The sequence below is a fragment of the Bradyrhizobium xenonodulans genome (genome assembly GCF_027594865.1).
Lineage (GTDB): Bacteria > Pseudomonadota > Alphaproteobacteria > Rhizobiales > Xanthobacteraceae > Bradyrhizobium > Bradyrhizobium xenonodulans.
In genome coordinates, this window is the sequence record NZ_CP089391.1 from 5640202 (window position 1) to 5661081 (window position 20880).

Consider the following 20880-nt stretch of genomic DNA (forward strand, 5'->3'; position numbering starts at 1 on the left):
CCTACGACAGCGCGCCCAACACCCCGCGCGTCGCCTTGTCGATCTCCTCGACATAGCGGCGGCGGACGAAGGTCTCGGTGAGGAAGCCGACCACCTTGCGGCTGTCGGTGGAATCGACCACCGCCAGCATCTCGGCCTCGGCTTCGTCGAACACCGCCATCGCGCTCTTCACGTTCATCTCCGGGATCAGCACGATCTCGGTCAGGCGCGCGAGCTCGATCACCTGGATGTCGTCGGCGATGGTGTCGAGATCGCTGGAGAACAGGTCCGGCAGCAGGACGAGGCCGACATATTCGTCAGCATTGTTGACGATGACGATTCCGGGCCGCGAGCCCAGCGCGAATTCGCGGCGGACCGCGGCGATCGTCGTTGTCGACGGCACCTTGCCGACGTCAGAGCGCATCAGCCGCTCGACAGTGAGGTTGCGCAGCCAGCCGACGTCGTTGGCGCTGCGGATGGTCTCGCCGCGCAGATGCAGGCGCCAGGTCGAGAAGGAATGGCCGAACATGAAGCGGACGCAGATCGAGGTGACGATGCAGCCGGCCAGCACCACGGCGGTGACGTCGACATTGCGGGTCATCTCGAGCACGAGGAACGACATGGTCAGGGGCCCGCCGACGATGGCGACGCCGAGCGTCGCCATGCCCGTCAGCATCGCAACCAGCGGATCGATCACGAAGTTCGGGCTGATCAGGAGCAGCACCGCGGCAAAGAACTTTCCGATCAGGCTGCCGACGAACAGCGATGCGAAGAACAATCCGCCGCGGAAGCCCGAGGCGAGCGAGATCAGGCAGGCCGTCACCTTCAGGGCGATGATCAGCGCGATCAGGCCGATCGCCATGTCGTGGAACAGATCGAGCACCATGGCGCCGTGGCCGGCCGCCAGCACCTGCGGCGTGAGAATCGCAAAGCCGCCGACGATGAGGCCGCCGATCACCGGGCGCAGCCAGACCGGCAGCCATTTGAACAGGCGCTCGAACGTCGAGGAGGAGCGCATCACCGCGATGCCGACGCCGCTGGTGACGAGCGCGAGCCCGATCAGCGCCAGATATTGTTCGACGCCGACGGCACTGACCTTGGGAATTTCGAGCGAGTACGGCGCGCCGCCGAGCCATTGCGCGGTCAGCGCGCCGGCGAGCGAGGCCGCCAGGATCGGCGCGGCACTGCCGACCGAATAGACGCCGACGATGAGCTCGCAGGCGTAGAAGGCGCCGGTGATCGGCGCGCCGAATGCCGCCGCGATCGCGGCAGCGGCGCCGCAGCCGACCATCAGGCGCAGGTCGTTGCGCCGCAGGTTGAAGAACTTGCCGAACAGCGAGGCGATGCCCGAGCCGATCTGGGTGTAGCCGGCCTCGAGGCCGACCGAGGCGCCGCAGCCGTTGGAGATCAGCGTCTGGCTCGACACCACCACGCTGTCGCGCATCGACAGATTGCCGCCGCGTAGCGCGTTGGCCTCGATCGGATCGACCGCGCTGGAGATCTTCAGTCGCCGCCGCCACCACTCCATGACACCGAGCGCGAGCCCGCCCAGCGCGGGCGCGATCAGCGCGGCCCAGGGACTGACGCGCGTATTGGCCGAGAGGCGGACGTCGATGGGAATGCCGTAGATCACCACGTGCGCGATCTGCGCGATCTCGGCCATCAACGTCACGATCGCGCCGGCCAGCGTGCCGATCACCAGCGCCAGCGGGATCAGGTAGAATTCGTTGCTGCGCAGCAGGGCGCGCAGCCGGACCATGGTGCGGTTCGTCCCCTTGCCATCGACGAGATGCCTGATCCGCACGAACACCTTCAGCCCGCCCTACCCTTCCGACAGGCCGTAGCCGGCCATTCGCTGGCGAACCCGTTCGATCTCGTCGCTCGAGAGCAGCGGCGGTTTCCCGATCTGGAGGCAGCCGTGATATTGCCGCGCCAGCGTCTCGACCTCGACGGCGAGCCACATCGCCTTGTCCAGCGTCTTGCCGACCGCAATCATGCCGTGATGGTCGAGCAGGCAGGCATGCCGGCCCTCGAGGGCCCGTACCGCATGTTCGGACAATTCCACCGTTCCGAAGGTGGCATAGGGCGCGCAGCGGATGCTGTCGCCGCCCGCCGCTGCGATCATGTAATGCACCGGCGGGATCTCCATGCCCATGATCGCCAGGATGGTGCAATAGGTCGGATGGGCGTGGACGACGGCGTTGACGTCCGGCCGCGCCTTCAGGATGTCCAGATGAAAGCGCCACTCGCTGGAGGGCTTCTGGCCGGACCCATGCGAGCCGTCCATCGCCATGAAGACGATCTGGTCGGGCGTCATGGCCTCATAGGGCACGCTGGTCGGCGTGATCAGAAGCCCGTCCACATGCCGGACGCTGATATTGCCCGAGGTGCCCTGGTTGATGCCGAGCGCATTCATGCGGCGGCAGGCGTCGATGATGGCCTGTCTCTTGGCGAGGTCGTCCGCTGTCACCGACATCTCGATTTTGTCTCGGCTTCTTCTCGACTTCTTGGCGATGGGCGTTTGTTAGACCGGGAGTACGTCAAACCAATATGGCAGTGCAAGCGAAAGCGGGCCGGATCCGGCGCGGTCTTGCCGGCTGTACCGTTACATCAAGAAACCAATCGTGAAATCAGCATATTAGCAGATTGTCGCAGGATCAGGAAAAGCTCGTCCGGACGGCCGCGATCCCGTTGATCACGAACTGCACCGAATAGGCTGCAAGCAGCATGCCGAGCACGCGCGAAAGCACGGCATTGCCGGTGCGCCCAAGGGTTTTCGCGATCAGATGAGCTGAGACGAAGCAGAGCATGCAAATCGCGCACACCGCGACGACGATCGCGATGATGATGGCGAGCTTCGCCCCGTAGCCGGCATCGCCCGTCAGCAGCAGCGTGGTGGCGATCGCGCCCGGACCGGCCATCATCGGGATCGCCAGCGGAAACACCGCGACGTCGGAGGCATGCTCCGAAGTGGCCTTGTCGGCCTCGCGGGCCTCGCGATGCGGACGGTCGCCGAAGATCATCTGGTAGGAGACGCCGAACAGCAGCAGTCCGCCGGCGATCTGGAAGGCGGGGATGCCGATCCCGAGCTGGCGGAGCAGCCAGTTTCCGGCCAGCGCAATCACCACCAGGATCGAGGCGGCGATCAGCGGCGCGCGCAACGCGATCGTGCGCTTGACCTTGTCGGGCATGCCTCCGGTCGCGGCCAGGAAGGCCGGCGCAAGGCCGACGGGATCGACCACCAGCAGAAGCGTCACGAAGGCGGACAGGGCGAAGTCGAGCATGGGACAAGTCTCGGGCGGGCGTGTCAGGCAGGAATGGCTCTGGCGGCAAGCCATAGCTGCTCGCGGCCGCTTCCGCGAGGAACAATTGCTTTCGCAGAGTCTTGATCGCGAGAGGATTGAGGAAGGGCATGCCTTCCCGTGTCGCCTCATGAGGAGAGGATTTATGGCTAAACGAGCGAAGAAACGCACGACCAGGAAGACTGCTGCGCGCCGGCCGCGTCAGGCGCCGAAGATGCTGAGCGACCTGTTCCTGGAAACGCTGAAGGACATCTATTTCGCCGAGAACAAGATCATCAAGACCTTGCCCAAGATGGCCAAGGCCGCGCATTCCAAGGATCTCGCGGCCGCCTTCAACAAGCATCTGCGCGAGACGCAGGGCCAGGTCAAACGGCTCGACCAGATCTTCAAGATGCTGGGCAAGCCCGCGCGCGGCAAGCCGTGCGAAGCGATCAACGGCATCACCGACGAGGGCGCCGAGATCATGAAGGACTTCAAGAACGCCCCTGCCCTCGACGCCGGCCTGCTCGCGGCGGCGCAAGCGGTCGAGCACTACGAGATCTCCCGCTATGGCACGTTACGCACCTGGGCCGAGGAGCTCGGCATGCCGGACGCGGCACGGCTACTTCAGGCCACGCTGGACGAGGAAGAGGCGACCGACCACACGCTGACCGAGCTCGCCACCTCCGTCATCAACCTCGAAGCGGAAGAAGAGTACCGCGCCGCGGCCTGATGCGGTGCCCCGCGCCATGACAGAACGCCGCGGTCCTTACGCCGCGGCGTTTGTTTTTTGGATCGCACGATGGCGCATGGCACGTCGGCGCCACCGCACTGGATTTCCGCGGAACCAGCCCCATATGGTGACTTTCCCACCGCCGAGCCCGCATCATGCAACCCAAAAATCCCCTCGACTGGATGCTGTCCGAAGCCCTGGACCAGCTGACCCGCGCCGAACGGCTGCGCCAGCAGTTCGGACGTCAGGAAGCCTGCTGGGAGCCACCGATCGACGTGCTCGAGACCGAGCATGAGCTCCTGATCCTGGTCGCGCTTCCCGGCGTCAATCCCGACAATGTCGAGACGGTCATCCATGACGGCGTGCTCGTCGTCTCCGGCCAGCGCACACTCCCGCCGGAGCTTCGCAACGCCCGCATCCATCGTCTCGAGCTGCCGCAGGGGCGTTTTGAGCGCCGCATTGCATTGCCCCTTGGCCGCTACGCCATCAGCCGCTTCGTGATGGACGGCTGCGTCGCACTGCGCCTCGCCAAATCCTGAGGTCGATCATGGCCACCGAACAGATGAATAACGAACAGACGAATAACGGTCCTGACGTGAATATCCCCGAAGACGCGCTGATCATCATCCCCGTGCGCGAGATGGTGCTGTTCCCCGGCGCCATCGCGCCGATCGCGATCGGCCGTGCCAAGTCCATCGCCGCCGCACAGCAGGCGCTGCGCGAGCAGCGGCCGGTCGGCATCGTCCTGCAGCGCAGCCCCGAGATCGAGGAGCCCGGGCCGGACGACCTCTACCGGGTCGCGACCATCGCCAACATCGTGCGCTACATCACCGCGCCCGACGGCAGCCATCACATCGTCTGCCAGGGCGTGCAGCGCGCGCGCATCCTCGACTTGCTGCCGGGGACGCCGTTCCCGGCCGCGCGCATCCAGCAGATTCCCGAGCCGACCACGACCTCGCCCGAGATCGAGGCGCGCGCGCTGAATTTGCAGCGCCAGGCAATCGAGGCGATCGAGCTGCTGCCGCAGGCCCCGCCCGAGCTGGTCGCAATGTTCCAGAGCACCACCGCGCCCGGCGCGCTGGCCGATCTGGCGACCTCGTTCATGGACATCAAGCCGCAGGACAAGCAGGAGGTCTTGGAGACCATCGACCTCACCCTGCGCGTCGAGAAGGTGTCGAAGCACCTGGCCGAGCGGCTGGAGGTGCTGCGCATCTCCAACGAGATCGGCCAGAAGACCAAGGCCTCCTTCGACGAGCGGCAGCGCGAGGCGATCCTGCGCGAGCAGATGGCGACCATCCAGCGCCAGCTCGGCGAAGGCGACGGCAAGGCGGCCGAGGTCGCCGAGCTGACGGCTGCCATCGCCAAGGCCAACATGCCGCCGGAAGCGGACGCGCATGCGAAGAAGGAGCTGCGCCGCTACGAGCGCATGCCCGAGGCCGCCGGTGAAGCCGGCGTGGTCCGCACCTACCTGGACTGGCTGATCGAGCTGCCGTGGGCGCTGCCCGCGGAGAAGCCGATCGACATCAAGGAAGCGCGCCGCATCCTCGATGCCGATCACTTCGGCCTGGAGAAAATCAAGAGCCGGATCATCGAATATCTGGCGGTGCGCAAGCTGGCGCCGCAGGGCAAGGCCCCGATCCTGTGCTTCGTCGGCCCGCCCGGCGTCGGCAAGACCTCGCTCGGCCAATCCATCGCACGCGCGATGGATCGCCCCTTCGTGCGCGTCAGCCTGGGGGGCGTGCATGACGAGGCCGAGATCCGCGGTCACCGCCGCACCTATATCGGCGCGCTGCCCGGCAACATCATCCAGGGCATCAAGAAAGCCGGCAGCCGCAATTGCGTGATGATGCTGGACGAGATCGACAAGATGGGCCGCGGCGTGCAGGGCGATCCCTCGGCCGCCATGCTGGAGGTGCTCGACCCCGAGCAGAACGGGACGTTCCGGGACAATTACCTGGGCGTGCCCTTCGACCTGTCGCGCGTGGCGTTCATCGCGACCGCCAACATGCTGGACCAGATTCCGGGTCCGCTGCTGGACCGCATGGAGCTGATCAGCCTCGCCGGCTACACCGAGGACGAAAAGCTGGAGATCGCGCAGCGCTATCTGGTGCGGCGGCAGCTGGTGGCCAACGGCCTCTCGGCCGAGCAGGCCGAGATCGAGCCGGAGGCGCTGAAGCTGATCGTCAAGGGCTACACCCGCGAGGCCGGCGTGCGTAACCTCGAGCGCGAGATCGGCAAGGTGTTCCGGCACGCCGCGGTGCAGGTCGCTGAAGGCACGGCCGCGAAGGTCGTGGTGACGGCGAAGGACATCGCCACCGTGCTCGGCCAGCCGCGCTTCGAAGGCGAGATCGCGCAGCGCACCAGCATTCCGGGCGTGGCCACCGGCCTTGCCTGGACGCCTGTCGGCGGCGACATCCTCTTCATCGAGGCCTCGCGCGTCCCCGGCAAGGGCGGGATGATCCTGACCGGCCAGCTCGGCGACGTCATGCGCGAGAGCGTGCAGGCGGCGATGACGCTGGTGAAGAGCCGTGCTTCGCAGCTCGGCATCGATCAGACGCTGTTCGAGAAGAGCGACATCCACGTTCACGTTCCGGCGGGCGCGACCCCGAAGGACGGACCGAGCGCGGGGGTTGCGATGTTCACGGCGCTGACCTCGCTGCTCACCAATCGCACGGTGCGCAGCGACACCGCGATGACCGGCGAGATCTCGCTGCGCGGCCTGGTGCTGCCGGTCGGCGGCATCAAGGAGAAGGTGGTGGCGGCGGCCGCTGCCGGATTGAAGCGGGTGATGCTGCCGGCGCGCAACAAGCGGGATTACGACGACATCCCGAAGAGCGCGCGGGACAACCTCGAATTCATCTGGCTGGAGCGCGTCGACGAGGCCATCGCCGCGGCGCTCGAGCCGGCGGAAGCCCAAGTCGATGCGAAGGTCGAAGCGGCGGAGTGAATGCGATGAAGAAACTGCTCGAAGAAGTGAAGCGGTCACGGAAGACGCAGCGGCTGCGCCGGCTGCTGGATCGCGTCATCGACCGGGTTCGCGATGCGCTGGCGGCACCGGGGCCGCGGCTTCGACCGATTCCGGTCCGGGTGAAGCGCCGCAAGGGTTGAGCCCCTCCGTCTCAGGCCCTCGCGGCTGCCCCAAACAAAAGGCCCCCTCCATGCGAGGGGGCCTTCGCGTTGTCAGGACACGGCGTCCTTGGCAGCCTTGACCGGGCGGGCGCGGACGATCTTCCGGGCCGGCTTGGCCTTGAACATCATCTCTTCACCCGTGAACGGGTTGGTGCCCTTGCGCGCCTTGGTCGCGGGCTTCTTGATGACCACGAACTTGGCGAAGCCCGGCACCAGGAACAGGCCGTTCTTCTTGAGCTCCTTGTGACCGACGTCGGTCAGCGTCTCCATGACGCTCTTGACGTCGCGCTTGGAAAGCTCGGTGGCGGTCGCAATCTTTTCGATCAACTGCGATTTGGACATTTGGGCTGGCATCGTGTCTCCTCTGATTCGTTGCCGGTTGCATATTAGACCAACCGGCGAAGGCCTATAGCCTTCTGCACAGTTTTGTCGCGGTTTTACGGGCTTTTTTGGCCCCCTGAGGCAAAAACCCCTGCTTTTTAGCGGCTTCCAGAGCGGAAGGCGCCTCAGGCAGCGGTTTTTGCCTTGTTTCAAAGGCCCGCAAGCAGCCTTGCTAAAGCTGATTCGCTGCTTTCGACAAGCGACGAGCGGCCTCTTTGTGCAAGGAGGAGCGCAAAAACCCCTGTAAAATAAGGCTAGACGCGCTCGATAATGACGGCGGGCGCCATGCCGCCGGCCGCGCACATGGTGACGAGGCCGCGCTTGAGGTCACGCCGTTCGAGCTCGTCGAGCACGGTGCCGATCAGGATCGAGCCGGTGGCGCCGATCGGATGACCGAGCGCGATCGAGCCGCCATTGACGTTGACCTTGGCGCGGTCGAGCTTGAGGTCGCGGATATATTTTTCCGCAACCACCGCAAATGCCTCGTTGATCTCGAACAAATCGATGTCGTCGATGGTGAGCCCCGCCTTCGCCAGCACCTTGCGTGTCGCCGGGACCGGCGCGTTCAGCATCAAGGTCGGCGAGTCCCCCATGTTGGCCATCGCGACCACGCGGGCCCGGGGTTTAAGGCCATGCGCCTTGGCGTAAGCGGGCGACGCGAGAAGGATCGCGGCGGCGCCGTCGACGACGCCGGACGAATTGCCGGCGTGGTGCATGAACTCGATATTTAGGTCCGGATGTTTTTGCAGGATCAGGCCACGATAGGTCGTGCCCTTGTCGTCGAGCGCATAGTCGGCGATCGCGGGGAAAGCGGGCTTCAGCGCACTCAGGCCTTCCATCGTGGTCTGCGGCCGCGGATACTCCTCATGATCGAGCGCGAGGCTGCCGTCCTCGCGATGCACCGGCACGAGGCTTTTCCTGAAGTGGCCGTGCTCGATTGCGTGCGCCGCACGCTTTTGGCTTTCAAGGCCGAGCGCATCGACGTCCTGACGGGTGATGCCCTCCAGCGTCGCAATCGCGTCGGCACAGACGCCCTGATGCGACTGCGGATGCCGCGCACGCAGGCGCAGATTGCCGCCGTCCATCATCATCGGCCCGCCGCCGCGACGTCCCTCCATCGACATCATCTCGCAGCCGCCGGCGATGACGAGGTCTTCGGCGCCCGCCATGATCGAGGATGCGGCCATGTTGACGCTGGTGATGCCGGAGCCACAAAAACGATCCAGCGTCACCGCGCTGGCGCGCACGTCATAGCCGGCATCGAGCGCCGACATGCGGCCGAGATCGCCGCCCTGGGTCGCGACCTGCGCGCTACAGCCCCAGACGATGTCGTCGACATCGGCGGTATTGATACCGGTGCGCGTCGCGAGCGCGCGCAGCACGGTGGCGCCAAGCTGCTGGGGATGAATGCCCGAAAGCGCTCCCTTGCCGGCCTTGCCGACGCCCCGCGGGGTCCGGCAGGCATCGATGATGAGTGCATCGGTCATTGGCGTTGTCCTCCTGTTATGAGTGTTGGGGAGCGTTTTGAATCAGGGGAACAGGGGAGTCAATGCGCGCTAGTGCAGGCCCTCTCCCCGCAAGAACGGGGGGAGAGACATCACGCCCCCGCCGCGTTCTTCGCGATCACGTTGCGGTAGAAGCTGGCGCTGAGCTTCGGCGTGCGCACCTGGGTGTCGAAATTGACGTGGTAGAGCCCGAACCGCTTGTTGAGCCCGAACACCCATTCGAAATTGTCCATCAGGCTCCAGAGGAAATAGCCGCGCACCGGCACGCCTTCGGCGGTGGCGCGCTGGAGCTGGGCGAGATAGTTGCGCAGGTACATGATGCGGTCGGTGTCGTAGATCTTGCCGTCTTGTGTCACCACATCGTCGCTGGAGGTGCCGTTCTCGGTGATGTAGATCGCATCCGTCTTCCAGATCTTCGCCGCCAGCTTCGGCACCCAGTAGATCGTCTCGGGCGCGATGCGCAGCCAGTCGGAACTCATGTGCGGAAATGATTTCGGGATCGGCAACGGCATGAAGCCCGCGCCCTGGTCGGACGGCACCACGTAGTTCTGCGGCGCGTAGATGTTGAGGCCGAGGAAATCGACCGGCGAAGAGATGATCTTCAGCTCGGCGTCGGTGTATTTCGGCGCATTGGCGCCCGCATATTTCAGGAAGGCATCGGTGTACTTGCCGGTCATGATGACGTTGAGATAGCCGGCATTCATCTCGCGCAGCGCAATCTCGGCGGCGCGGACGTGCTCCGGCGTGTCGATCGCGGGAACGCAGACGTCGATGTTCTCGGCCGGCCCCACCCGTGTGCCGCGGCGGCCGAGCGCCCGCACCGCCTGCACCGCGAACCCGTGCGCGAGCGCGCTGTTGTGCCTGATCTGGTTGACGTCGGCCTGCGGCAGCGTCAGGCCCGGCGCATCGATGCCGAGGCCGTAGCCGAACGGAACGAAACGGCCGCTCTCGTTCAGCGTGAACACGTTCCTGACCCGATCGGTCAGGCGCTCGGCGACATAGCCCGCATAGTCGCCGAAAATCTTGCAGGTCTCGGCCGAGCGCCAACCGCCGAAACGGTCCTGGAGCGATTGCGGCAGGTCCCAGTGATAAAGCGTCAGCCACGGCTCGATGCCGTTCTTCAGGCACTCGTCTATCAGCCGATTGTAGAAATCGAGCCCCTTCGGATTCGGCTTGCCGTCGCCGTCCGGAAACACCCGCGGCCAGGCCACCGAGAAGCGGTAGGCCTTGCAGCCGAGGTCCTTGATGAGCGCGATGTCTTCCTTGTAGCGGTGATAATGCTCATTGGCGCGATCACCGGTGGTGCCATCCTCGATCTTGCCGGGGATGCGCACGAACTTGTCCCAGATCGAGGCCCCTCGCCCGTCCTCATTGACCGCGCCCTCGACCTGGTAGGACGAGGTCGCCGTGCCCCAGAGAAAGCCCGCCGGGAAGCCGCCGGCAGCCCGCGGCGCAGTTGCCTGCCTGGCCTCGGCGAGTTCGAGCGGACTTGCGACACCGGCTGCGGACACCCCCGCGATTTTCGCGAACTGGCGACGCGAGATCTTATCCGACATTGATGCTGCCCCCGAGATGAGTGTTCGGCGGCACAATGGCGGGTCGGAAGCCGTTTGAGAAGCGCCGGCACCGAAATCCGATGATGCAGGATTGCGCTACCCACGGGGCAACATATCGATGCAGGCGAAGCGGCGGGCTGCGACAATCGCGCCGGTTCAGCGCAAGCGCTTGGGCAGCTCTAGGAAGACAGACGAAGCCAGACGTCCTTGCTCGCCAGCGTCCCGTCCGGAGTGGCAATCTCCATGTCCACGACATGCAGGGAACCGGGCTGATCTCCATAGATGTATCGGAGGTGCCACATGAGACCCAGGTCCGGCGAGATGATAAAATCGTCCAATCCATCGGTGATCGAGCGAACGGCCTCGCGGTGTGCCAGGGGCGCGGAAAACATCGCATCGATCAGATTGGAGAGGCTCATGCCCTCGACGAGCATGAGGCGCGCGACTTCGTCACCGTAAACGTGTCGAAGTGCCGCAACGATCGAAGCGACTGCGTCCGGATTTTTGAATGACACAGCGAAGCGAGCCTCCGGGGCCATCATGCCGGAGGCGGGATATTTTTTGCAAGTCCCGCTATTCGGGTTCGATGCCGAGCCCCTGAATGATCTTGCCGGACGAGACGAGCTGGTCGTCGAGGAAGCGCTTCGCGCCCGCGGGCGTCACGGCGTCGCCGATACGGACATCGAAGCCGAGACTGGGCGCTCGCTCACGCACGTCGGACGATTCCAGGGCGCGTGCGATCTCGGCGCTCAGTTTGTCGACGATGTCGGCGGGCGTGCCGGCCGGCGCCATGAACATGAACCAGCCCTGCAGATCGACGCTTTGCAGCGTCTCCGCGATCGCGGGAACGTCCGGCAGGGAGTCGATCCGCTTGGCGCCGGCAACGGCAACCGGCCGAAGCGTACCTGCGGTGATGAACGCCTCGGCGATGGACGCCGATTGGATCGTCACCTGGACGCGCCCCGAGATGGCGTCCTGTACCGCATTCGTGGTCGTGTTGTAGGGGATCAGGACAAAGCCGGTCCCGGCGCTCTTGTTGATGGCTTGAGCGATCAGACCCGAGAGGTTGCGGGCACCGTCGACGGCCAGGCTCAATGAACCGGGCGCCGATTTTTCGAGCTTGATCAAATCCGGCAGCGTCCTGGCCTTCACGTCGGGATTGACGAGAAGGACGTGATTGCTTCTGGCCGCCATCGCGACCGGCACGAAGTCCTTGACGGGATCGTAGGGGAGTTTCTTGAACGTGTAGGGATTGGTGACGAGCGCGGCCGATGTGGCAAACAAGAACGTGTAGCCGTCCGGAGCCGCACGGGCGACCGATTGGGTGCCGACGAGGTTTGCTGCGCCCGGACGATTCTCGACGACGAACGGCTGCCCGAGGGTCCGGGAGAGTTTTTCGGTGATGAGGCGACACATCACGTCCGGGCTGTTGCCCGCCGGCTGCGGCACGACGACGGTCACCGGCCGCTGCGGCCACGACTGCGCCAAGGCCGGAACAGAGAGGCAGAGCGCAGCGCCGGCGAGCAGCAGACGACGGGATAGTCCGGACATGATGTTCCTCCCCTGGAAGATCCCGCTTTGCGGGTTTTTGTTGGTCGTCCGCATGCCGTCACCGGCCGCGGCCGTTCGATCAGGCTTCGTCTTCGACGACGTTCCTGAGCACACCGAGGCGTTCGACCTCGATCTCGACGACATCGCCGGGCTTCATCCAGAGCGGCGGCTCGCGCCGCGCACCAACGCCGCCCGGCGTTCCGCTGACGATGACGTCGCCGGGCTCGAGCCGCGTAAACGTGGAGCAATATTCGATCTGGCGCGGGATATCGAAGATCATCTGCTTGATCCGCGCTTCCTGCATGACCTGTCCGTTGAGGCGGGTCTGCAGCTTGAGCTCGTCCAGCGGGCCGAGCTCGTCCGGCGTCATCATCCAGGGCCCGAAGGCGCCGGTGTCCGGAAAATTCTTGCCCGGCGTGAACTGATGGGTGTGACGCTGGAAGTCGCGGATGCTGCCGTCATTGTAGCAGGCATAGCCGACGACATGATTCATGGCGTCGTCGCGGGTGATGTAGCGCCCCGCCTTGCCGATGATGACCGCAAGCTCGCCCTCGAAATCGAGGTGGGTGGAGACGCGCGGCCGCACGATCGGACGCAGATGTCCGGTCTGGCTGTTGGCATAGCGCGAGAAGATGGTGGGATGATCGACCTCGGCGCGGCCGGTCTCCTTGCGATGGGTCTCGTAGTTCAGGCCCACACACAGGATCTTGTCCGGATTCGGGATGACCGGCAGCCAGACGACTTTCGAGACCGGAACGGCAGCGGCCGCGGACCTTGCATCCGCAACTCCAGCTAAGCCGGAGCCGATGGCCGCCTTGAGGTCGGCATAGCGCGTACCAAGCACGGTGCCGACATCCAGGAAGGTGTCACCCTCGACAATGCCCCAGGTGGTCCGCCCGTCGATCGCTACGGTGGTCAGTTTCACGGCGTTCTCTCCATTTTCGGATCGGAAATCTTGTCTCGCATGGCCGGCACGTCACGAAGACGCGCATCGACATCGCGCAGGAGACCATCGAGCTCGGCGGGATTGCGCGCGGTGCCGAAGACGTAATGGTCGGGCCGGACGATCGCTGCGATGACACCGTGACGGGCGAACCAGCTCGCCAGCACGTCCTCGGTCTCTTCGAGCGCGTTCGGCCGGCTGGTGCCGGCAGGTGCGACTGCGGTTGCAGATATGTCCGGGCACAGGGCGCCAAGCGAGAGCATGGCAGCGGCATCATTGCTGCAGCCGTCGACGAACAGCCGCCAGCCGGATCCTGTCACGCCGTCCAGCAAGCGAACCGTACCGCCGCTGGCGACGCGCGGCTGTGGAAACAGGCTGCCGCGCGCCGGCGTTTCGCGACTTGCCAGACAGCCTGCGCGCAGCGGCGGAATGATCTCCTGCCGTGTCACGAGGAGCGGCTTGCCGCCGCCGTCTGCCAGCACTTGCGCATCGCGCCGCCGAGCCGCAGCCAGATCACGTTCGCAGATGGATTGGCCGATCGCCTTGATCTTGCCGGTCAGCTCGATCACGTGCTGCTTGCGTTCAACCGTGTAGCTGTCGAGCAGGCTGTCGGAAGACAATCCCTTGAGCACCCGATCCAGCTTCCAGACGAGGTTCGTGGCGTCGCGCAGGCCCTGGCACATGCCCTGGCCGATGAAGGGAGGCTGCTGATGCGCGGCGTCGCCGGCGATTAGTATCTTGCCGCTGCGCCAATCGGTTGCAACGAGAGCGTGGAAGCGATAGGACGCCGCTCGCCACAATTCCCCGTCATTCGGCGTGAGCCAGGGCGAGAGCAGCTTCCAGACATTGTCGGGCCGCTCCATCTGCCGCGCGTCTTCGCCCGGCAGCAGCATGATCTCCCAGCGGCGGTGGTTGTTCGGGCCGATGAGGAAGCTCACGGGGCGCGACGGATTGCAGAATTGCGCCGAGCATCGCGGCAGGCGGGCCAGCGCACTCTCTTTCACGCGCACGTCGACGACCAGCCAGGGCTCATCGAAGATGAGATCCTCGAGGTCGAGGCCTGCGATCTGACGCACCGTGCTCGCGGCACCATCGCAGCCGATCACATAGCGCGCGGTTACGGAGCGGTGCCATCCGTCGCCGTCCTTCAGCCGAGCCTCGACACGATCCGGCGTTTGCACGAGATCGAGCAGTTCGACGCCGAGCTCGACCCGCACGTTGGAAAAGCTGGTCGCGTGGCGGCGCAGCTCGGCCTCGACCGCGGGCTGGCTGAACACCATGCTCGGCGTGTAGCCGAGCGGATAGGGCTTTGCGACCATGTCGATACGCCGGATCAACTGACCGTCGACGCCAAAGTGCTCCGAGGCGGTGAAAGGCTCGACGAACGGCGAGATCGCCTCCGCAAGGCCCATATTGTCGAAATGACGAAAGATCTCATGATCGAGAGCAATCGCGCGCGGCTTGTCATAGACGGCGGTGAGCCGGTCGATCACAAGGGTGCGATGACCGAGGCGACCGAGCTGGCCTGCGGCAACGGCGCCGGTCGGCCCGAAGCCGACGACGAGCACGTCATAATCAGTGGCGCCAGCCCTCTCCGTCATGTGCGAGCCTTCGCGAAAGGAACGGCGACCTGCGCCTTCTTGCACGCGTCGGATTTCGGCGGGGCGATGCCCCACTGATCGGTTCGTCCCGGCGGCCAGACCCAATCGCCCGGACCTTTCGCGACATAGCTGTCGTCAATCTGCAAGACTTCGGCGGTGTATTCGATGACGATACCGGCCGGATCGACGAAATAGGCAAACACGTTGTCGCCCGGCCCATGCCGGCCGACGCCCCAGCCGATCGGATAGCCGTGGTCCACCATGCGACCGGAGCCCCGCATGACGGACTCCAGATCAGGCATGAGGAAGGCAATGTGGTTGAGGCCGTTGCGAGGGGCGTCGGCAACCACGATCGCATGGTGATCGCTATTGCAGCAGAGGAAGGCCATCAGCTTCGACCGATCCGACAGCCGAAATCCCAGAACCTCCTGGTAGAAGGCCGAAAGCCTCTCGACATCGGCGCTGTTGATGTTGACATGCGCCAGCCGCTCGGGGCGCTCCGCGATCACGCGCGCCGCCTTGGTACGATCACCATGAACAAATTCCATGGCGCACCCCTGCGGTTCGCGAACCAGAAAGCTTTCGCCTCCCGACGGTGCAGGCGATGGCCCGGGCGAACTGATCACCTCGCAGCCGGCTTGCCGCGCACGCGCGAACAGGCGGTGCAAATCCTCCTGTGAGCGGACGCGGAAGCTGACCTTGCGGAGCGACGTCGCTTCACCGGCCGTGAGCTCGAGAACGTGAAAGTCGCTGCCCGTTGCAGCGAGGTACGCCGTGCCGCCCGATTCCGCCGCAACGTCGAGGCCCCAGACCTTGCTGTAGAACTCGACCGAGCCGGCAAGCTGCGGCGTCGTAATCTCGACGCTGCGCAGGGCCGTCACCGGAAAGTCGGACATTGGACTTCCTTGTCAGGGACCGCGAACGTCAGTTCCTTAATATGTATAAAACCGATGGTAAAGACAAAATTTATAAATAATTGGTCCGGGCTCTGCTAATGTACACAAGCATAGAGATTCCGATGGATTCCCATGAGCCCTGACCTGCCAAGCCCGAAGGCGGACCAGCCGGCAACGCTGGCGACCACGATCTACGCGCGCCTCAAGGCCGACATCCTGACCACGCGGCTCGAGCCCGGACGCAAACTGCAGTCGCGCTTCCTGATGGAGCAGTACAACGTCGGACAGACGCCATTGCGCGAGGCCCTCAACCGCCTGACGACCGAAGAATTCGTCGTCGGCATGGAGCAGCGCGGCTTCTATGTGAAAGAGGTCAGCAAGGAAGAGCTCCAGGAGTTGACCAAGACGAGGTGCTGGGTCGAAGGGCTGGCGCTCCGCGAGTCCATGCAGAATGCGACCCAGGTCTGGGAAGAAGCTCTGCTGGTGGCGCATCACCGGCTCGATCGCACGCCGCGATCGCTCAAGCCCGCCACATTCGAGGACAATCCGGACTGGGAAAAGGTGCACCGCGCGTTCCACGCGACGCTGATCGGCCTTTGCGGTTCGCGGCCTCTGCTTGGCTTCTGCGAGCAACTCGCCGATCGGCTCTATCGGTATCGCATGATGTCGATCGCGAAGGCCTATCCGGCCCGCAAGGTCGGCGCCGAGCACAGCCAGATCCTTCAGGCAGTTCTCGCCAAGGATAGCGAGCAGGCCGTGCTTCTGCTTCAGCAGCACTATCAGCGCACGGCCGCCGTCATCTATTCCGATCTCGACGGGTTGCTGGCGTAGCTTCGCCGCGATCTTTAGCGCGAGCGCTTCGGCAATTTCGGAAGCTTGGCAGGATCGAACGCCGGGAGCTCCCCGACTTGCTCGGGTGGCAGCGGCGGTTGCTCGGTGAGAATGAGCGTTCCCTGCAGGATCATGCCCGGCACTTGTGCTGCCGTCGCCGTGTAGGTCGCGATCTTGCCGGGGCAGTGTCCCTCGATGACGAGCGTGAGCTCGTCGTCGTTGCCGAAGACCGTTGCGCGTCCGTCGGTATGGCGCTTCGTCGAGACGGTTGCGGTGAAGCGATCCCCATCCACCTTGCAGGAGCCGTGATACGTCATCAGGCTGTCGCGGCCCCAGATCTGGCCGTCCGCGACATGGACGATCCCGGTCCCCTGATCCAGCGGCGTCTTGTACCACGCCGCGTAGGTGCCGTCCTTCAGCATGGGAGCAGTCTCCCTGGTATTCCCACGCGGATAGTCCGCATGATCAGCGCTAACAAAGCGTTAATTGCGCGGCCCGTGCCAATCCGGGCGGTCCTTTCGCAGCTCCGCTTCGAGTTCCTCGACGATGCTGTGAAGCAGGCACGCGGCAAGCGGATCGGTGACTTCCTGCTCCAGGCGCCGATAGCGCGCGAGCTGGAATTCCTGCTCTCTCAACTGGCGTTCCGTCATCAGATGGCCCTCCGGCATACCGACGCGGACAGAGCCGAGGAGTTTCGTTAAAATTTTCCGATCATTTGCGATGGTTGACGGTCGGTTAAAGAGGACGAAGTGAGCCAGGCTGCGGCAGCGGAAAGCCAGTTCCGCCCTTCCCGTTCATTTCATCGCAATGTCGCTGTCCATTTTCCGGAGTTGCGAGAAAGCCGCCCAAGCTTTTTGATATTCGCTGTCCTTGGGATCGATCGTCAGGAGCGCTCGGCAGGCCTCTTTGATTTCGTCCGACGAGGGACGCATCGTGACATCTCCGGACGACTTCGCGCGCTCCCAACGTTCCGCGACGTCTTTCGCCATGGCCAGTGCTTCGGACGGGGTCCGCTTCCGGGTCGACTTCCCTAACGGATGATCTGGAGGGAACGTGGGCCATGCGACCGGAGGCTGATCGGCTCGCCGCTCGCTCTCCTTGCCATCTCCACGCGCCACCGTCGGACCTGACTGCCCTCCATTTGCAGAGTCAGACGGGCCAGTCTTGGCGGCCAACTCGCGGATCTGTTGCTCCATTGTGCCGCCGGAGGACTGTCCGCCCGCCGATGGCGCAAGCGTCGTCAGGACTGAGGCAGCCGACGTGTCGGCCTGCAATTTCTGGACGGTCTTCGCGATGGACAACACACCGGGCGATGAAGCCGGCTTCTGCTGCGCGACCTTGTCGATTTCAGCGGGGCAAGATCTGAATCCCGAGCGCTGGTTCGTGATCCGGCCGTCATCATCGACGCGGGCAAAGTCGATCGCCACGGTGTAAACGAAAGCGGCATCGACGAATTGGGCGGACTTGTCTCTTGCTTTGACAGCGCCGCAAACATATCTCGCCGCGTCGGCCTCGACCGAGCGCAATGCGCTGAATTTAGCCGAGTCCGGGTCGATCAGCGCATGACGAACGGCCGCGCGGGCTTTCGCATGTTCCGAGGAGAAGGCGCTGAGCACGACATCGGAGTTGAACATGTCGGGCTGGTAGTACCACTGGTACTCCACACCGAGGAATGCTGCGCCGAGAGCCGCTGCGATCAGGAAAGCCGGTACATTCATGCGATTGTTCCGGGTCATGGAACCCGGCATGGTTGTTATTCGTTTCAGCGCTTACTTGCGCTAGAACGGTCTAACAATCCGTTAATCGGTTGAACAATCGAACGTGATCTACCAATGGAAGAGCGCCGCTTCGTTCGGCGAGTTCCGTCACGGGGAGCAATGCCAGTTCGCGCGCCTGCCGGCGTCGACGCAATACCACCGGCCTAGAACGTCACCCGCATCCCCGCATAGAACGCCCGTGGCCTTGCCGGGCTGAGCGAGCGCGGGTCGGTGAAGTCGGCGCCACCATTGGTGAAGTTGGGCACGGCGCCCGTGTCGAAGAATTGGCCGTAGGTCGCGTAGCGCTTGTCGAAGACGTTGTCGACACGGCCGTAAAGCTGGAAGTTCTTCGTCACCTGATAGGACGTGTGGAGGTTGAACACCGTGTAGGACGGCAGCTTCGAATATTGGTTGGACTCGTCGCCGACGAAATACTGGCTGGAGACGAACAGTGCGTTGCCGCCGACCTTCCAGACGTCGGTGACGTTGTAGTCGATACCGATCTTGACGCGGTGGCGCGGAATCGCGGGGAGCTGATTGCCGGGCAGGACCTGGATGGTCTCGGTGGCGGGATCGGCGAACGGACTTTCGGAGCCAAGTGCGAACGCGTCGAGATAGCGCGCGTCGACGAACGCATAGCTCGCCTGGAATTGAAGCGTGGGCGACTTGATGTTGACCTCGGCTTCCAGCCCCTGACGCCGCGTCCTGCCGACATTGGTGAAATAGCCGAAGCCGGTACGTCCGACCGCGGGAACGGCGACGATGTCGTCATAATTGGTGGCCCGGAAACCGCCGATCTTCCAGCCGAGCGTGCCGATATTCAACTCCCTGGTGCCGCGCAGGCCCGCTTCAATGGTCTTGGACACGACCTGCTTCAGCGGCGGGTCGGAGACGAGGAACGCTGCAATCAGACAGGGACGCGCCGGATCGGAGCAGCCGAGCTCGAGCGGCGTCGGCACGCGGTTGGCCTCGGAATAGCCGGCATAGGCCGTCAGCTCGGGATTGATCTTATAGGTGCCGCCGATGACCGGGTTGAAGCGATAGAAGGTGTGGTCGCCGTTGAGATCGGTGCCGAGCTGATCTTCCAGCGTGATGCGCGCCGCGTTGAAGCGGCCGCCGCCCGTGATGGCGAAGGCATCCGTCACATTGAACGTATCCATCGCGTACAGGCCGTTATACTGGTTGACCGTTCGCAGCGAGACGGGACCCGCAACGGTATCAGGTACGCCGGTCGGCCCCAGAAAGAGGCCGCTGCCGCTGACGACGTAGTTCTCGCCCATCGTGCCGATCTCGGCGGTGGCGTTATAGCGCGTGACACTGGCGTCGTAGGTTGCGCCCATCACGAACCGGTTGTCGTGCCCGAACAGTTGATCGGTGTTGGTGGCCTGCCCCGATACGCCGAAGGTGGTCGACCGTATCGTGCTCCGGTCGATCTCGCCGAGGATCGTCCCCGATGCGAAGGGATTGGCAAGCGGCAGGCCGTTCGTGCCGTTCGCGGGTGTGGCGCCGTCGCCAAAGCAAAGAAGGCCAACGAGCCCCGGATCGGTGCATTCCTGCGCGTCGGTCGGATTGCCGTCGACGAGCTTCTGCTCGTACCGGCGCACATGGGCGGTGCCTTCGAGCGTCCAGGTCGGCGTTGCATCGACCTTGCCGGTCAGGTTGAGATAGCCGACGCGGTTGGAGGTGGTCTGCGGGGTCGTGTAGGTCGCGCCCCAATATTTATCGAGCAGCTCGGCGGGCACGGTGGCGCTGGCACCGAAATCGTTTTTCGCAACGCCCATGTTGGCGTGGAATTCGCTGTCGCCCGCCTTGTAGCCGACATCGCCGTAGAAGCGCCGCACGGTCGATTGGGAGAAATTACGGAAACCGTTGTCCCGCAGGCCTTCGACCGCGGCATAGACGCCGTAATTCTTGTCGACCGTCTTGCCCCATTGTGCCGAGCCCTGGATGCGGCCGAACGAGCCGCCCATGAGATCGAGCTCGGCGCCCTGATAGGTGAAGCCGTCCTTCATCTGCAAATTGATCGCGCCGCCCAGCGCGTTGAGGCCGAAGGCGGGATTGTTGGTCACGAGCGTCACCGACCTGATCGCCGCCGTCGGGATCAGGTCCCAGTTGACGGCGTCCGAGAAGGCTTCGTTGATGCGGACACCGTTCTGGTACACGGCGAGGCCTTGCGGCGTGCCCGTCACGGGCGACGCGACGAAGCCGCGAAACTCGACATCCGGCTGAAACGGATTGCCGGTGACCTCGGTGATGTTGACGCCGGCGATATTGTCGCGCAACGCGTCGGTGATGTTCAGCGAGCCCGTCCGCTTGATCTGGTTGGCATCGACCGCGTTGATTGCCGAAGGGACCTTGTCGACCTCGAGACCGCGGCCGGTGCCCGGCGAGGTCGGGTAGACATAAAGGCGTGTCCGGGGGCTGGCGGAGGACGGCGCTCCCACGCGCGCGACCGGTCGCGGCGGCGCGCTGCGCCTCGCCGTCGGCTGCGATGGCGCCGTCACCTCGACCGCAGGCAGGTTCTGGACGTTGGTCTGCTCGTCCTGCGCGGCCCCCGCGGGGCCGGCGAAAACCAACCCCGACATCAGCCCCGTCGACACCGAGGCCATCAACAAACGACGCTTGCCCATCCCCTGCCTTCCCATCCGTGACCACCGGCTGTTTTGATTTTCGCCGTTTGGTCGAGATGAGTGTAGTCGGCGGTCGCGATCCCGCCAGCCACAAAAGGTCTGGCAAT

The 20880-nt window shown here is 64.4% G+C and carries 20 protein-coding genes; 5 read left to right on the forward strand and 15 right to left on the reverse strand.

What is annotated here, in order from left to right:
• Position 1: 1 nt before the first annotated feature.
• The 3 genes from I3J27_RS26870 to I3J27_RS26880 form a co-directional block, all read right to left on the reverse strand.
• Positions 2–1789, reverse strand: a complete 1788-nt coding sequence (locus I3J27_RS26870; RefSeq protein WP_270161906.1) for a chloride channel protein — start codon at positions 1787–1789, stop codon at positions 2–4.
• A gap of 12 nt (positions 1790–1801) precedes the next feature.
• The gene (locus I3J27_RS26875; RefSeq protein WP_270161907.1) at positions 1802–2455 is read right to left on the reverse strand and encodes an L-fuculose-phosphate aldolase; all 654 of its coding nucleotides are present in this window, start codon (positions 2453–2455) and stop codon (positions 1802–1804) included.
• A 181-nt stretch (positions 2456–2636) separates the two neighbouring features.
• Positions 2637–3263, reverse strand: a complete 627-nt coding sequence (locus I3J27_RS26880) for a MarC family protein (protein WP_270161908.1) — start codon at positions 3261–3263, stop codon at positions 2637–2639.
• A 163-nt stretch (positions 3264–3426) separates the two neighbouring features.
• Here I3J27_RS26880 and I3J27_RS26885 point away from each other — a divergent pair, with 163 nt between their 5' ends.
• The 4 genes from I3J27_RS26885 to I3J27_RS26900 all read left to right on the forward strand — a co-directional run bounded on the left by I3J27_RS26885 (position 3427) and on the right by I3J27_RS26900 (position 7101).
• Positions 3427–3993 carry a YciE/YciF ferroxidase family protein gene (locus tag I3J27_RS26885; protein WP_270161909.1) on the forward strand — a complete coding sequence of 189 codons (567 nt, stop codon included), beginning with the start codon at positions 3427–3429 and terminating at the stop codon, positions 3991–3993.
• A 155-nt stretch (positions 3994–4148) separates the two neighbouring features.
• Positions 4149–4532, forward strand: coding sequence for an Hsp20/alpha crystallin family protein (locus I3J27_RS26890; RefSeq protein ID WP_028142669.1), 384 nt, complete (start codon positions 4149–4151; stop codon positions 4530–4532).
• Positions 4533–4540: 8 nt separating this feature from the next.
• Positions 4541–6940, forward strand: coding sequence for an endopeptidase La (lon, locus tag I3J27_RS26895; RefSeq protein ID WP_270161910.1), 2400 nt, complete (start codon positions 4541–4543; stop codon positions 6938–6940).
• A gap of 5 nt (positions 6941–6945) precedes the next feature.
• Entirely contained in the window at positions 6946–7101 is a 156-nt protein-coding gene (locus tag I3J27_RS26900; protein WP_270161911.1) for a hypothetical protein, read from the forward strand.
• Between the two features lie 72 nt (positions 7102–7173).
• Here I3J27_RS26900 and I3J27_RS26905 read toward each other — a convergent pair whose 3' ends face one another.
• The 8 genes from I3J27_RS26905 to I3J27_RS26940 form a co-directional block, all read right to left on the reverse strand.
• Positions 7174–7476 carry an HU family DNA-binding protein gene (locus tag I3J27_RS26905; protein ID WP_200512102.1) on the reverse strand — a complete coding sequence of 101 codons (303 nt, stop codon included), beginning with the start codon at positions 7474–7476 and terminating at the stop codon, positions 7174–7176.
• A gap of 281 nt (positions 7477–7757) precedes the next feature.
• A complete protein-coding gene (locus tag I3J27_RS26910) occupies positions 7758–8990 on the reverse strand; it encodes an acetyl-CoA C-acetyltransferase (RefSeq protein ID WP_270161912.1) in 1233 nt (410 codons plus the stop codon).
• A 110-nt stretch (positions 8991–9100) separates the two neighbouring features.
• The gene (locus I3J27_RS26915; RefSeq protein WP_270161913.1) at positions 9101–10564 is read right to left on the reverse strand and encodes a GH1 family beta-glucosidase; all 1464 of its coding nucleotides are present in this window, start codon (positions 10562–10564) and stop codon (positions 9101–9103) included.
• A 179-nt stretch (positions 10565–10743) separates the two neighbouring features.
• Positions 10744–11106: a hypothetical protein gene (locus I3J27_RS26920; RefSeq protein ID WP_270161914.1), complete on the reverse strand. Its 363-nt coding sequence runs from the start codon at positions 11104–11106 to the stop codon at positions 10744–10746.
• Positions 11107–11137: 31 nt separating this feature from the next.
• Entirely contained in the window at positions 11138–12115 is a 978-nt protein-coding gene (locus I3J27_RS26925; RefSeq protein WP_270161915.1) for a Bug family tripartite tricarboxylate transporter substrate binding protein, read from the reverse strand.
• A 79-nt stretch (positions 12116–12194) separates the two neighbouring features.
• A complete protein-coding gene (locus I3J27_RS26930; protein WP_270161916.1) occupies positions 12195–13040 on the reverse strand; it encodes a fumarylacetoacetate hydrolase family protein in 846 nt (281 codons plus the stop codon).
• Positions 13037–14659, reverse strand: a complete 1623-nt coding sequence (locus I3J27_RS26935) for a bifunctional 3-(3-hydroxy-phenyl)propionate/3-hydroxycinnamic acid hydroxylase (protein ID WP_270161917.1) — start codon at positions 14657–14659, stop codon at positions 13037–13039. Before I3J27_RS26935 ends, I3J27_RS26930 begins: the two co-directional genes overlap by 4 nt.
• Complete coding sequence (locus tag I3J27_RS26940; RefSeq protein ID WP_270161918.1) at positions 14656–15555, reverse strand: VOC family protein; 900 nt, start codon at positions 15553–15555, stop codon at positions 14656–14658. The genes I3J27_RS26935 and I3J27_RS26940 overlap by 4 nt, the downstream gene beginning before the upstream one ends.
• A 132-nt stretch (positions 15556–15687) precedes the next feature.
• Between I3J27_RS26940 and I3J27_RS26945 the strand changes: the two genes are divergently transcribed.
• The gene (locus I3J27_RS26945) at positions 15688–16386 is read left to right on the forward strand and encodes a GntR family transcriptional regulator (RefSeq protein WP_270161919.1); all 699 of its coding nucleotides are present in this window, start codon (positions 15688–15690) and stop codon (positions 16384–16386) included.
• Between the two features lie 14 nt (positions 16387–16400).
• Here I3J27_RS26945 and I3J27_RS26950 read toward each other — a convergent pair whose 3' ends face one another.
• From I3J27_RS26950 to I3J27_RS26965, 4 genes are all read right to left on the reverse strand, one after another.
• Positions 16401–16808: a hypothetical protein gene (locus I3J27_RS26950; RefSeq protein ID WP_270161920.1), complete on the reverse strand. Its 408-nt coding sequence runs from the start codon at positions 16806–16808 to the stop codon at positions 16401–16403.
• 60 nt (positions 16809–16868) lie between these two features.
• On the reverse strand, positions 16869–17036 hold the full coding sequence (locus I3J27_RS26955; protein ID WP_270161921.1) for a hypothetical protein: 168 nt from the start codon (positions 17034–17036) through the stop codon (positions 16869–16871).
• A 144-nt stretch (positions 17037–17180) separates the two neighbouring features.
• Entirely contained in the window at positions 17181–18104 is a 924-nt protein-coding gene (locus I3J27_RS26960; protein ID WP_270161922.1) for a hypothetical protein, read from the reverse strand.
• Positions 18105–18307: 203 nt separating this feature from the next.
• On the reverse strand, positions 18308–20773 hold the full coding sequence (locus I3J27_RS26965) for a TonB-dependent receptor (protein WP_270161923.1): 2466 nt from the start codon (positions 20771–20773) through the stop codon (positions 18308–18310).
• Positions 20774–20880: the final 107 nt, after the last annotated feature.

Bases quoted from the DNA above. Each gene is read 5' to 3' on its own strand.
- I3J27_RS26875 (WP_270161907.1), bottom strand. From the start codon at position 2,455: ATGTCGGTGACAGCGGACGACCTCGCCAAGAGACAGGCCATCATCGAC.
- I3J27_RS26880 (WP_270161908.1), bottom strand. From the start codon at position 3,263: ATGCTCGACTTCGCCCTGTCCGCCTTCGTGACGCTTCTGCTGGTGGTC.
- I3J27_RS26885 (WP_270161909.1), top strand. From the start codon at position 3,427: ATGGCTAAACGAGCGAAGAAACGCACGACCAGGAAGACTGCTGCGCGC.
- I3J27_RS26890 (WP_028142669.1), top strand. From the start codon at position 4,149: ATGCAACCCAAAAATCCCCTCGACTGGATGCTGTCCGAAGCCCTGGAC.
- lon (WP_270161910.1), top strand. From the start codon at position 4,541: ATGGCCACCGAACAGATGAATAACGAACAGACGAATAACGGTCCTGAC.
- I3J27_RS26900 (WP_270161911.1), top strand. From the start codon at position 6,946: ATGAAGAAACTGCTCGAAGAAGTGAAGCGGTCACGGAAGACGCAGCGG.
- I3J27_RS26905 (WP_200512102.1), bottom strand. From the start codon at position 7,476: ATGCCAGCCCAAATGTCCAAATCGCAGTTGATCGAAAAGATTGCGACC.
- I3J27_RS26910 (WP_270161912.1), bottom strand. From the start codon at position 8,990: ATGACCGATGCACTCATCATCGATGCCTGCCGGACCCCGCGGGGCGTC.
- I3J27_RS26915 (WP_270161913.1), bottom strand. From the start codon at position 10,564: ATGTCGGATAAGATCTCGCGTCGCCAGTTCGCGAAAATCGCGGGGGTG.
- I3J27_RS26920 (WP_270161914.1), bottom strand. From the start codon at position 11,106: ATGATGGCCCCGGAGGCTCGCTTCGCTGTGTCATTCAAAAATCCGGAC.
- I3J27_RS26925 (WP_270161915.1), bottom strand. From the start codon at position 12,115: ATGTCCGGACTATCCCGTCGTCTGCTGCTCGCCGGCGCTGCGCTCTGC.
- I3J27_RS26935 (WP_270161917.1), bottom strand. From the start codon at position 14,659: ATGACGGAGAGGGCTGGCGCCACTGATTATGACGTGCTCGTCGTCGGC.
- I3J27_RS26940 (WP_270161918.1), bottom strand. From the start codon at position 15,555: ATGTCCGACTTTCCGGTGACGGCCCTGCGCAGCGTCGAGATTACGACG.
- I3J27_RS26945 (WP_270161919.1), top strand. From the start codon at position 15,688: ATGAGCCCTGACCTGCCAAGCCCGAAGGCGGACCAGCCGGCAACGCTG.
- I3J27_RS26950 (WP_270161920.1), bottom strand. From the start codon at position 16,808: ATGCTGAAGGACGGCACCTACGCGGCGTGGTACAAGACGCCGCTGGAT.
- I3J27_RS26955 (WP_270161921.1), bottom strand. From the start codon at position 17,036: ATGACGGAACGCCAGTTGAGAGAGCAGGAATTCCAGCTCGCGCGCTAT.
- I3J27_RS26960 (WP_270161922.1), bottom strand. From the start codon at position 18,104: ATGAATGTACCGGCTTTCCTGATCGCAGCGGCTCTCGGCGCAGCATTC.
- I3J27_RS26965 (WP_270161923.1), bottom strand. From the start codon at position 20,773: ATGGGCAAGCGTCGTTTGTTGATGGCCTCGGTGTCGACGGGGCTGATG.